The 12151-nt window shown below is 67.8% G+C and carries 10 protein-coding genes; 6 read left to right on the top strand and 4 right to left on the bottom strand.

The features are described 5' to 3' along the window. The first annotated feature begins 112 nt into the window (after window positions 1-112). Both ACQY76_RS14675 and ACQY76_RS14670 read left to right on the top strand, forming a co-directional pair. Complete coding sequence (locus ACQY76_RS14675) at window positions 113-2026, top strand: acyltransferase family protein (RefSeq protein WP_428029477.1); 1914 nt, start codon at window positions 113-115, stop codon at window positions 2024-2026. Window positions 2027-2193: 167 nt separating this feature from the next. Further along, complete coding sequence (locus tag ACQY76_RS14670; RefSeq protein WP_428029476.1) at window positions 2194-2796, top strand: L,D-transpeptidase; 603 nt, start codon at window positions 2194-2196, stop codon at window positions 2794-2796. Between the two features lie 107 nt (window positions 2797-2903). Here the strand turns inward: ACQY76_RS14670 and ACQY76_RS14665 are convergent, their stop codons facing one another. Beyond that, on the bottom strand, window positions 2904-3290 hold the full coding sequence (locus ACQY76_RS14665; RefSeq protein ID WP_428029475.1) for a gamma-butyrobetaine hydroxylase-like domain-containing protein: 387 nt from the start codon (window positions 3288-3290) through the stop codon (window positions 2904-2906). Window positions 3291-3509: 219 nt separating this feature from the next. On the opposite strand from ACQY76_RS14665, the gene moaA reads away from it, so the two are divergent. The 3 genes from moaA (at window position 3510) to ACQY76_RS14650 (ending at window position 6909) form a co-directional block, all read left to right on the top strand. Further along, window positions 3510-4556, top strand: a complete 1047-nt coding sequence (gene moaA, locus ACQY76_RS14660) for a GTP 3',8-cyclase MoaA (RefSeq protein WP_428029474.1) — start codon at window positions 3510-3512, stop codon at window positions 4554-4556. A gap of 144 nt (window positions 4557-4700) precedes the next feature. After that, on the top strand, window positions 4701-5900 hold the full coding sequence (locus ACQY76_RS14655; RefSeq protein ID WP_428029473.1) for an MFS transporter: 1200 nt from the start codon (window positions 4701-4703) through the stop codon (window positions 5898-5900). A 106-nt stretch (window positions 5901-6006) separates the two neighbouring features. After that, window positions 6007-6909 (top strand): DMT family transporter, encoded by a 903-nt coding sequence (locus tag ACQY76_RS14650; RefSeq protein WP_428029472.1) that lies wholly within the window; start codon window positions 6007-6009, stop codon window positions 6907-6909. A 33-nt stretch (window positions 6910-6942) separates the two neighbouring features. Here the strand turns inward: ACQY76_RS14650 and ACQY76_RS14645 are convergent, their stop codons facing one another. The 3 genes from ACQY76_RS14645 to ACQY76_RS14635 all read right to left on the bottom strand — a co-directional run bounded on the left by ACQY76_RS14645 (window position 6943) and on the right by ACQY76_RS14635 (window position 10512). After that, window positions 6943-8055: a TRAP transporter substrate-binding protein gene (locus ACQY76_RS14645; RefSeq protein ID WP_428029471.1), complete on the bottom strand. Its 1113-nt coding sequence runs from the start codon at window positions 8053-8055 to the stop codon at window positions 6943-6945. Between the two features lie 140 nt (window positions 8056-8195). Then, window positions 8196-9284, bottom strand: a complete 1089-nt coding sequence (locus tag ACQY76_RS14640; RefSeq protein ID WP_428029470.1) for a TRAP transporter substrate-binding protein — start codon at window positions 9282-9284, stop codon at window positions 8196-8198. Between the two features lie 103 nt (window positions 9285-9387). After that, window positions 9388-10512 (bottom strand): LysR family transcriptional regulator, encoded by a 1125-nt coding sequence (locus ACQY76_RS14635; protein ID WP_428029469.1) that lies wholly within the window; start codon window positions 10510-10512, stop codon window positions 9388-9390. A 293-nt stretch (window positions 10513-10805) separates the two neighbouring features. Between ACQY76_RS14635 and ACQY76_RS14630 the strand changes: the two genes are divergently transcribed. Further along, entirely contained in the window at window positions 10806-12119 is a 1314-nt protein-coding gene (locus ACQY76_RS14630) for an NtaA/DmoA family FMN-dependent monooxygenase (RefSeq protein ID WP_428029468.1), read from the top strand. Window positions 12120-12151: the final 32 nt, after the last annotated feature.

The following is a 12151-nucleotide window of genomic DNA, read 5'->3' as shown; positions in this document are numbered from 1 at the left end:
GGCCACACCTGCGGCCCTATTGCGTTCCGCCGGGCGGGGGAACGTGCCCGGCCTCGCCGGCGCGGTCATAATGCCGGCGCCGTCACCCTCCCCCACCAGCCTGCGGACTGCCGTGCATCATCCTCTGCGCTATCGCGCCCATATTGACGGCCTGCGCGCCGTCGCCGTGCTGGGCGTCGTGCTCTATCATTTCGGCGCGGGCTGGCTGCCGGGCGGCTTCACCGGCGTCGACGTGTTCTTCGTCATCTCCGGCTTCCTGATCTCGAAATCGATCTATGCCGACGTGGCGGAAGGCCGGTTCTCGATTCTCGGCTTCTATGAGCGGCGCATCCGCCGCATCGCGCCGGCCTTCCTGGTGGTCACCGCCGTTACAGCGCTCTTCGCGGCGCTGATCCTGCTGCCGCGCGAGATGCTGATCTTCGGCCGCTCGGTGCTGTGGTCGGTGTTCGCCGCCGGCAATTTCTTCTTCTTCGAGCGCACCGACTATTTCGGGCCGGCGGCGCGGGAAATGCCGCTGCTGCACTATTGGTCGCTGGCGGTGGAGGAGCAGTTCTACCTCGTCTTCCCGGCGCTCGTGCTGGGCTGCCGCCGGTTGGGGCTGCGGGCCTTTGGCTGGATCGTGCTGGCGATGCTGCTCGCCTCGCTGGTGGCCAGCCAGATGATGCTCGCGCACGACCCGGCCGCCGCCTATTTCCTGCTGCCCTTCCGTGCCTTCGAGATGCTGATCGGCGCGGCGCTGGCGCTGCCCTTCCTGCCCTTCCCCGAAGGCCGCGCCACCCGCCTGATCGCGGTGTCGGCCGGCTGCGCGCTGGTGATCGGCGGAATGGTGGCGCTCAGTTCGTCCTCGCCCTTCCCCGGTCTGCTGGCGCTCATTCCATGCATTGGTGCCGCGCTGGTGATCTGGGGCGGCGAGCGGGGTCCGAGCCTGCCGACGCGGGTGCTGGGCAGCCGGGGGATGGTGTTCTTCGGCCGTATTTCCTATTCGCTCTATCTCGTCCACTGGCCGCTGGTGTCGCTCGGCAAGGAATGGCTGGGCCCGGTGTCGCCGCTGCCCTTCCTCATCGGCGGCGTGGCGCTCTCCATCCTGCTGGGCTGGCTCTCCTACCGCTTCGTCGAGCAGCCGGTGCGGCTCAACCGCGCCCGGTTCACGCCGAAGGTTCTGGTCGGCGCCACGCTGGCCGGCACGCTGGCGCTGGCGGGCTTCGCGCAGGTCACCATCGCCACGCGCGGCCTGCCAATGCGGCTCGATCCCGAGGTGCGGCGCATCGCCGACTATTCCTTCTACAAGGGCGACGCGGTGTTCCGGCAGGGCCTGTGCTTCACGCCGTTCTTCCAGGCGAAGCTCGCCATCAAGCCGGAATGCCTGCCCACCACCCACCCCTCCGTGCTGGTGTGGGGCAGCAGCCATGTCGCCCATTTCATCAATGCCATCATCGAGGCCGGCCGCGCGCGCGGCTATGCGGTGGGGCAGATCACCGGCGCCGCCTGCCCGCCGGCGCTCGACACCGACACGTTCCGCCTGCCATTCTGCGAGGCGATGAACGCCTTTGCGCGCGACTGGGTGCAGGCGAACAAGCCCGACATATTGGTGCTCGGCGGCATCGACACGCCTTCGCCGGCGCTCGACCGGGCCATCGAGGCCTTCGCCCGCGAGGGCATGCGGGTGGTGGTCATCGGCCCGGTGCCGATCTACCGCGACGCGGTGCCCAAGCTGCTGGCCCGCCGCGCCATGGCCGGCGATGCCGACACCGCGGCACGGGGCGACACGCTGCCGGTCTCGCGGCGCAACGACCAGGCGCTGCGCGCGCATTTCGCCGGCAATGCCGCCGTCACCTATATCTCCGTCTTCGATGCCGCCTGCGGCGACGCCTCCTGCCCGCTGATGGTGGAGGGCGAGCCGCTGCAGCATGACAGCTCGCATTTCACCAAGGCCGGGGTGGACTTCTTCGGCCGGCCGGTGAGCGACCTCATCTTCGCGCCCCGCCCGCCCGCCGCACCGGGGCCGCCGGGCGAGGCCCCGCCATGAGCGGCAGGCCTGTGGCCGCATTGCCATAGCGTCACACAAATTTACCTTCGCCTACCAGGATGACGGCAGGCTGCGGATTTTCGCCGCATACTGGGCGCCGCGGCCGGCACATTTCGCCGGTGCAGCCGATTCTCCGATCGCATTCGCGCGGGCGGGAAGGGCATTCTATGGGGCTTACGATGCGATTGAAGACAATGGCCGCCATGGCGCTGGCCGCAGTGACGCTGGCGGGCACCCTCCCCGCCATGGCGCAGAGTTCGACCAAACCCTCGTTCTTCAGCTTCCTCCGGCCGTCGAATTTCGGCAACGGGCCGGTGAGCGGCGCCTCCTCGATCCGCCGGCAGGTGGTGCCATATTATGGCAAGTACAAGCCGGGCACGATCGTGGTGAACACGGCGGAACGCCGGCTCTATCTGGTGCAGGACAATGGCACGGCGGTGAAGTACGGCATCGGCGTCGGCCGCGACGGCTTCCGCTGGGGCGGGGTCAAGACCATTACCCGCAAGGCCGAGTGGCCGGGCTGGACGCCGCCGGCGCAGATGCTGCAGCGCCGCCCCGACCTGCCGCGCTACATGCCCGGCGGCATCGACAACCCGCTCGGCGCCCGCGCCATGTATCTCGGCTCGACGCTGTACCGCATCCACGGTTCCAACGAGCCGGAGACGATCGGCCAGGCGGTGTCGTCCGGCTGCTTCCGCATGACCAATGACGACGTGACCGACCTGTATGACCGGGTCCGCGTCGGCACCCAGGTCGTCGTGCTGAACTGACCCGAAGGCGCATCCCGGACAGCCGGAAGGCCGCTCCGGGATCGTCTCTTGAACGACAGGACAACTGAGCGTCGGCGCCTGCGCGGGGCGCGGCCGGCATTGTCCGGTCAATGCCGCCGCACGGCACCCGGTGCGTCGCGCGAGAGGTTCTTCGAGGCCAGCTCCTGCAGATAGCGCGTCCAGCGCATCTCCTGCTCGCGGCCGAGCGTGTGCAGCAGGTCCCAGGTGAAGATGCCGGTGGAATGGCCGTCGTCGAAGATCAGCCGCACCGCGTAATTGCCGACGGGAATCGCCTCGTCGATGCGCACTTCGCGCTTGCCCGCCACGAGCTGGCGGTCGGCCGGCGAATGGCCCTGCACCTCGGCGGAAGGGCTCTCCACCCGCAGCAGCTCTGCCGGCAGGTTGAAGCTCGCCCCGTCCTCGAAGGCGATGGTCAGCGCACGGCGGTCCTTGTGGACCTTGATCTCGGTCGGCCAGATGGCGGCGTCGGTCACGGGCGTCTTCCTCTCTTCGCGTTCATCCCCACATAGACAGACATGGTGCTTTCGCCAAGCGCAGGCCGCGCGCCTGTCGGTTCCGCCCGGTCCTTGCGGGAAGGCCTGTCACGAATGGGTTAGGCTATCGCCCCATAGGGCCCGGCGCCTTGGCACGCGGCGTGCCGACCATTAGAAACAGACTGAAGAAAAAGCGCCTTTGCGCGCGGGAGCGACAGCGTGATCAGCGACGAAGCCGTCATCGACCGGATCCAGCGCGAGGCGCCGCGCGCGCCGCTCGTCGACACGTTCGGCCGCGCCGTCACCTATCTGCGCGTCTCGGTCACCGACCGCTGCGATTTCCGCTGCGTGTACTGCATGTCCGAGCACATGACCTTCCTGCCCAAGCCCGAATTGCTGACGTTGGAAGAGCTGGACCGGCTGTGCTCCGCCTTCGTGGCCCGTGGCGTGAAGAAGCTGCGCCTCACCGGCGGCGAGCCGCTGGTGCGCCGCGATGTGATGACCCTGTTCCGCTCGATCAGCCGCCATCTCGATTCCGGCGCGCTGGAAGAGCTGACGCTGACCACCAATGGCTCGCAGCTCGCCCGCTTCGCCAAGGAATTGGCCGATTGCGGCGTGAAGCGCATCAACGTCTCGCTCGACACGCTGGACCCGGCGAAGTTCCGCGCCCTCACCCGCTGGGGCGACCTCGGCAAGGTGCTGGCCGGCATCGACGCGGCGCAGGACGCCGGCATCCATGTGAAGCTCAACGCCGTGGCGCTGCGCGGCGAGAACGAGCACGAGATTCCCGCGCTCATCGAATGGGCGCATGGGCGCGGCATGGATGTCTCGCTGATCGAGGTCATGCCGCTTGGGGAAACCGGTTCGGAGCGCGTCGACCAGTACCTGCCGCTTTCCACCGTGCGCGCCCAGCTGGCCGAGCGCTGGACGCTGGAGGACATCGCCTTCCGCACCGGCGGCCCGGCGCGCTACGTCTCGATCAAGGAGACCGGCGGCAAGCTCGGCCTCATCACCCCGCTGACGCATAATTTCTGCGAGGGCTGCAACCGGGTGCGCGTCACCTGCACCGGCACGCTCTATATGTGCCTCGGCCAGGAGGACGCGGCGGACCTTCGCAGCCCCCTGCGCGCCTCCGAGGGCGACGAGAAGCTGCACGCGGTGCTCGACGACGCCATCTTCCGCAAGCCGAAGGGGCACGATTTCGTGATCGACCGCCCCGGCCAGGCGCCGGCCGTGCGCCGCCATATGAGCCTTACCGGCGGCTGACGCGAGACCGCCGCTGCGAGCGCACTGCATGGCTGCCGCGCGCCGGGCTTTGTTGCTGCACTGCAATGCAACGTGCATATGCTTGGGTGAATCGCGCTGCTAATCCGGCAGCGACCGCCTATCTCGACACCCAGAGCTTCCGCGATGCAGCTTCCGCTGTTGGCCCTTGCCATGGCCTCTTTCGGCATTGGCACCACCGAATTCGTCATCATGGGCCTGCTGCCGGAGGTCGCCGCCGACCTTTCGGTGACCATTCCCGCCGCCGGGCTGCTGGTGACGGGCTATGCGCTGGGCGTCGTCGTCGGCGCGCCGATCGTCGCCATCATCACCAATTCGCTGCCGCGCAAGGGCACGCTGATCGGCCTCGCCAGCATGTTCGTGGTGGGCAATTTCCTCTGCGCCATCGCGCCGGACTACTGGTTCCTGATGGGTGCGCGGGTCGTCACCGCCTTCTGCCACGGCGCCTTCTTCGGCATCGGCGCGGTGGTGGCAGCGAGCCTCGTGCCGCCGAAGCAGCGCGCCAGCGCCATCGCGCTGATGTTCGCCGGGCTGACGCTGGCCAATGTGCTGGGCGTGCCGCTGGGCACCGCGCTCGGCCAGGCGCTGGGCTGGCGCTCCACCTTCTGGGCGGTGGTGCTGATCGGCATTCTCGCGGTCACCGCCATCGCGCTGTGGGTGCCGCGCGCCATTCCCCATTCCTCGGGCAACATCATCCGCGAGTTCGCGGTGCTGAAGCGCCCGCAGGTGGTGCTGACCATGCTGATGAGCGTGATGGCCTCGGCCAGCCTGTTCTCGGTGTTCACCTATATCGCGCCGCTGCTGCGCGACGTCACCGGCTTCACCCCGCACGCCGTCACCTATGTGCTGCTGCTGTTCGGGGTGGGCATCACCATCGGCAATCTGCTGGGCGGCAAGCTCGCCGACTGGCGGCTGATGCCCTCGCTGATGGGCACCTTCATCGGCCTCGCGGCGGTGCTGGTGGTGCTGGTGTTCGTCAGCCCTTTCGACGTCGCCACCGTCGCCACCATCTTCGTCTGGGGCATCCTGGTCTTCGCCGTCGTCGCGCCGATCCAGATGCGCGTCGTCGACGCGGCGGTGGGCGCGCCCAACCTCGCCTCGACACTCAACCAGGGCGCGTTCAACCTCGGCAACGCCGCCGGCGCGTGGATCGGCGGGGCGGCGATCACCTTCGGCATCGGCTATGCGGACCTGCCCTGGGTCGGCGCCGCGCTGGCGGTCGGCGCGCTCGGCCTGTGCGTCGCCTCGCAGGCGCTGGAGCGCCGCACCGGCGGTCTGGTCGAGGCCGACGACCGGCTCGGCGACGTCGCCTGCGAGGAAGGCTGAGCGCTTTCTCGTTTGACGACAAACATTTTTTTCCAGCGCCGGCCGCCGGTCGCGATTCCGTCGCGATTGGATGGCTTAAGGGCGCCACCTCTTTCGGACCTTTCCCATGCACGCCCCCAGCGCCCAGCGCGGCATCCTCCTGATGATCGCCGGCTCGTCGATCTTCTCGACCAATGACGCCTTCTCCAAGCTCGCCCTCGAACATATCCCGCCCTCGCAGATCCTCGCGCTGCGCGGCGTCATGGCGGCGCTGTTCCTGATCGCGGTGCTGGGCTGGAAGGGGCAGTTGCCGGCGCTGCGCTTCGTCGCCGACTGGCGGGTGCTGGCGCGCGCGGTGGCCGAGGCCTGCGTGGCGATGCTGTTCATCACCGCCATCACCAAGATGTCGATCGCCGACGCGACGGCCATCCTCCAGATCACCCCGCTCGCCACCATGGCGGTGGCGGTGCTGTTCTTCGGCGCGCACATAGGCTGGCGGCAATGGCTGGCGGTCGCCATCGGCTTTGCCGGCGTGACGCTGATCGTGAAGCCGGGCAGTTCCGCCTTCGACGCCATGGCGCTGCTGCCGCTCGGCGCGGCCCTGCTGATGGCGTTCCGCGATTTCATCACCGGCCGCATCGGCGCCCATGTGCCGACGCTGGTCGTCACCTTCGGCACCACGGTGATGGGCATGAGCTTCGGCTTTGCCGGCAGCTCGGTCGAGCAATGGCACGCGATCGACCCGGCAACCCTGGCCTATCTGGTCGGGGGCAGCGTGTCGCTGGTGGTCGGCCACATGCTGACCATCTCCGCCTTCCGGGCGGCGGACACCGCGCTGGTCTCGCCCTTCCGCTACGCCGCCGTGGTGTGCGCGGTGGGCCTCTCCGCCCTGCTGTTCCACGACATGCCCGATCTCATCTCGATCGGCGGCATGGCCCTCATCATGGCGGCGGGGCTGTACACCATGCATCACCACATGAGCGCGCGCCCGGTAGTTGTGGTGCGCAAGCAGCCGCGCGGCGCCGCCTGAGCGGCGCGCGGCGCGCCTCTCATCGGCGCGGCCTCACCCCTTCTGGCGGGCGCGGATCATGTAGCCGTCATAGGGATATTCGCCGACCTGCCACCAGAGGTACTCCTCGTTGCGGAAGCCGAGCATCGAGTCGTAGATCTTCTTGAAGTCCGCGTTCCTGGCGGAAATCTCCGCCATCAGCGCGATGTTTTCCTTGTAGCAGGCGTCCATCACCTCCGGCGGGAAGGGGCGAAGCTGCGCCCCGGCGGCCACCAGCCGGCGCAGAGCCGCCGGGTTGCGGGCGTCGTATTTCGCCAGCATGTCGGCATTGGCATAGGCGGAAGCCGCCTCGAACGCCGCCTGGTAGGCCTTGGGCAGCTCGCTCCACGCCTTCATGTTGGCGATGAAGTGGATGGTCGGACCGCCCTCCCACCAGCCGGGATAGTAGTAATAGGGCGCCACCCGGACGAAGCCGAGCTTCTCGTCATCCACCGGCCCGACGAATTCGGCCGCGTCGATCGTGCCCTTTTCCAGCGCGGGATAGATATCGCCGCCGGCGAAGTTCTGCGGCACCAGCCCGAGCCGCGCCAGCACCTGCCCGGCAATGCCGGGAATGCGCATCTTCAGCCCCTTGAGATCGCCGACGGTCTTGATCTCCTTGCGGAACCAGCCGCCCATCTGGGCGCCGGTATTGCCGCCGGCAAAGCCGACCACGCCGTATTTCGCGAGGAAGGCGTTCTGCAGCTCGTTGCCGCCGCCATGGTAGAGCCACGCCGTCTGCATCCGCGCGTTCAGCCCGAAGGGCAGCGTGGTGAAGGGGGCAAAGGCCGGGTCCTTGCCGATATAGTAGTAGAGCGCGGTCTGGCAGACCTCGACCGTGCGGTTCTGCACCGCGTCCAGCGCCTGCAGCCCCGGCACCAGCTCGCCCGGCGCGAACACATCGATGGTGAAGCGCCCATCCGTGGCCTCGCCGACATATTTCGACAGCAGCGTCGCCGCGCCATAGATGGTGTCGAGCGATTTGGGGTAGCTCGACGTCAGCCGCCAGCGCAGCGTCGGGAGGGTCTGTGCGAGGGCGGGCGCCGCAAGAGGCGCCGCTAGGGTCGAAGCGGCGGCGGCAAGCCCGGCGCCCTTGATGAGGCCGCGGCGGGAGGTCGAACTCGGCATTGGCGTTTCCTCATTGCTTCTTGCTTCCCTCTCCCCGTCGGGGAGAGGTGGCCCGCGAAGCGGGTCGGTGAGGGGTTTGCGAGGCGGGAGACAAGACCCCTCACCCCACCCTCTCCCCGCCGGGGAGAGGGAGAAGCACCTCACCCCCGCGTGCGGGCGCGGATCATGTAGCTGTCATAGGGGTATTCGCCGACCTGCCACCAGAGATATTCCTCGTTCCGGAAGGCGACCTGCGCGTCCATGATCTTCTTGAAACCGGGGTTCTTGGCGCCGATCTCGGTATTGAGCTCGATCGCCGCCTTCCAGGAGGCGTCGAGGAAGCTCTGCGGGAAGGTGCGCAGCTGGGTGCCCGCCGCCACCAGCCGGCGCAGCGCCGCCGGGTTGAAGGCGTCGTATTTCGCCAGCATGTCGACATTGGCATAGGCCACCGCCGCCTCGAAGGCGGCCTGGTAGGCCTTGGGCAGTTCGTTCCATTTGGTGCGGTTGACCACCACATTCATGGTCGGCCCGCCATCCCACCAGCCGGGATAGTAGTAATAGGGCGCCACCCGGTTGAGGCCGAGCTTCTCGTCATCATAGGGGCCGACCCATTCGCAGGCGTCGATGGTGCCCTTTTCCAGCGCGGCATAGATGTCGCCGGGGGCGATCTGCTGCGGCACCACGCCGAGCTTGGCCACCACCTGCCCGGCAATGCCGCCAATGCGGAACTTCAGCCCTTTGAAGTCGGCAAGGTCCTTCACCTCCTTGCGGAACCAGCCGCCCATCTGGGTGCCGGTATTGCCGCCGAGAAAGCCGACGAGGTTGTATTGGGCGAGGAACTCGTCCTGCAGCTCGCGCCCGCCGCCATGGTAGAACCAGGCGTTCTGCATGCGCGCGTTCAGCCCGAAGGGCATGGTGGTGAAGCAGGCGAAGGACGGGTCCTTGCCGGTGTAGTAATAGAGCGGCGTCTGGGCGATCTCGACCGTGCCGTTCTGCACCGCGTCGAGCGCCTGCAGCCCGGGCACGATCTCACCGGCGGCGAAGTTCTGGATGACGAAGCGCCCGCCGGTCACCTCGCTCACATATTTCGACACCAGCTCATTGGCGCCGAAAATGGCGTCGAGCACCTTGGGCACCGAGGAAGTGAGCCGCCAGCGGATCTGCGGCGCGTCCTGTGCGTAGGCCGGCGCGGCCAGCGTGGCGGCGGGCGCCGCGAGGGCGGCGTTGCGGAGAAAGTCACGGCGCTTCATGGGCGGGCATCCCTGGCAGACGGGCGAGGGATGTTTGCAACAGCCGGCCGCGCAGGGCAACCGCCTTCCCGGCCCGACGTCGCCCGCCTGCCCGCGCGACGGCTCAGGCGGCGCTGTAGTGCCGCTGCCTGCCGGGACGCGGAACCTCGAAGTCGTCCATGTCAGCGCCGTCCGGTGCCTCGATGGCCGCTGGCGTGGGGGCGCCTTCATTGCGGTGCCGCGCCGCCGGATAGCTCATGGAGGAGAGCACGCTGGACACCCCGTCGCGGTTCACCACCGTGCCGCAGCCGGTGGCGAAATCCGGGCGCGGCAGCAGGCGCGCCTGACCAAGCTCCATATGGACGTCGATCAGGCAGTCGACGAAATGGCGCGCGAGTTTGAAGTCGGCGGCGGCCGGACCCATCATCGCGGTGATCGGGTTGACGATGCGCACGAGATCGGGCCGCAGCGCCCGCAGCGAGCCGCCATCGAAAAGCGGCTGCGCCGTGTGGTCGAGCACATAGCCGATATTGCGCCCGGACAGGATCAGCGCCAGCTGGGACTGGATGCCGAGGCCGATATCGCCGCGACGCGCCCGCTCGGGATGGTAGTATTCGAGATGCCCCCGGTTGCAATAGGCGGCGGATTCGATGTCCGCCATGGTGAGCTGCGCGTCGGGGACGGCGAAGAGCGGGTGCCGGCTGGAGCAGCACATGAAGCCCTGCTCGTCGAACAAATGCTCATAGGTCAATTGGGGGTAATGCTCATTCACCAGGCCGATGCCGACATGCACAATGCCGTCGGCTACCCGGCCGGCGAGCTGGAAGCCGAGCATGACTTCCATGCGGAAACGGACATTGGGGTAATAGTCGCAGAAGCGGTGAATGGCGTCGTGAATGCGGGCGTGCGGGTTCTCGACGATCCCGTCCTGTATGCCGATCGACAGCTCGTAGACGGTGTTCTGGTTGATGTTCGAGGCCTTCTGCTTGAAGGCTTCGACCGAGGCGAACAATTCCTTGGCCGCCTTGTAGACCACCTCGCCCTCGCGGAAGAGCTTGAAGCCCTTGGGCCCGCGCCGGCACAGTCTCGTGCCCAGGCGTATCTCCAGTGATTTCAGGTTCTCGCTGAGGGTGGATTGCGAGAGGTTGAGCGCCGCCTGCGCGGCGGTGAAGCTCCCCTCCTCGACGATGGTGCAGAAGCAGCGCAGCAGCTTCAGGTCGATATCGTAGATCTGGCTGATGTGCGACATGGCTATGCCTCTCTCCGCGTCGATGGCGCCCCTTTCCCCCCGGCGCACCGCACGTAGCAATTTGTGCGCCGCACCAGCGCCGACGCCGTTTTGCCGGCATTCCACGGCCGCCGGAAGAGCGCGCCGCGCCGCCTTGCGCGCGAATTGCACAGCGTTTGCCCACCCCCCTACCCTCTGCCCAATGTTGAGCCGCCTCCCGCCGGAACATCGCTTGGGCTTTTCGCGATGGTGCCGGGGAGGACCGGCGCCCTAGCGTGGATGCCTACTCGCAGCGGGCAGACAGGGCAGGCATCATGAGTCCACGGCCACTCCACCTCGGCTGGTTCACCAATTTCGCGGTCGATGAGTGGACGAAGCCGTTCACCGGCGGCGGCGGCGATCCGTGGGACGGGAAGTTCTACATCGACATGGCGCAGGCCATGGAACGCGCCTGCTTCGACTACATCATGCTCGAAGACACGCTGATGATCTCGGAGGCCTATGGCGGCACCAACGAGGTCTATCTCAAGCACAACATTATGGGCCCCAAGGCCGACCCCTCGCCGATGGCGGCGCTGATCGGCGCCAACACCACCAATCTCGGCGTGGTGGCGACCTTCTCCACCATGGCCTACCCGCCCTTCATGCTGGCGCGCCTGTGCTCGACGCTGGACGGCATCTGCAAGGGCCGGTTCGGCTGGAACATCGTCACGACAGGCGAGGACCTCGCTGCCGAGAATTTCGGCATGGACAAGCTGCCGCCGCGCCAGGAGCGCTACGACATGGCGGACGAGTATGTCGAGCTGGTCAAGCAGCTCTGGGGCAGCTGGGACCCCGACGCCGTGGTGCGCAACCACGAGACCGGCACCTATGCCGACGCCTCGAAGGTTCGCCCCATCCATTTCAACGGCAAGTACTTCAAGAGCCGGGGCCCGCTGAACTGCGTGCCCTCGCCGCAGGTCCGCCCGGCCTTCGTGCAGGCGGGCGGTTCGCCGCGCGGGCGGCAATTCGCGGCGATGACCGCCGACAGCATCATCGCCCCCTCCATGGGCGTTGCCGGGCTGAAGGCCTATCGCGCCGACGTGCGGGCACGCGCCGAGGCCGGCGGGCGCGACCCCGACGAGATCAAGGTGCTGTTCGTCGTGGCGCCCATTCTCGGGGAGACCGAGGCGGAGGCGAAGGCGAAGGCGGCGCGCATCGTCGAGGCACCGGATTATTGCGAGAAGGCGCTGGCACTCATTGCCGCCATCACCGACATCGACTTCTCCACCTTCGATCTCGACGCGCCCCTGCCGCACCTCACCACCAATGGCGAGCAGGGCTCGCTCGACGCCTTCCAGCAGACCGGCTCGGGCAAGACGCTGCGCCAGCTCTGCGCCGACCAGCTCTCGCGCGGGCTCGACGGCCTTGTCGGCACGCCGGACCAGGTGGCCGAGCGCATGGGCGAGGTGATGGCGGAGGTAGGCGGCGACGGCTTCCTCATCACCCGCCCGTTCACCGCCAATATCAGCCGGCAGTACATCGCCGACATCTGCGAGGGGCTGGTGCCGGCCTTGCAGCGCCGGGGCCTCGCCCGCACCCGCTACACCGAGGGCGCGACGCTGCGCCAGATGCTGCGGGAGTTCTGAGCGGCTGCCGGGAGACCGCTTCGTAAGACTAC

Origin of the sequence: Ancylobacter sp. (genome assembly GCF_965279025.1) — a bacterium.
Classification (GTDB): Bacteria; Pseudomonadota; Alphaproteobacteria; order Rhizobiales; family Xanthobacteraceae; genus Ancylobacter.
Note: the sequence above shows the minus strand (reverse complement) of the source record. Positions and strands in the feature narration are given on the sequence as shown.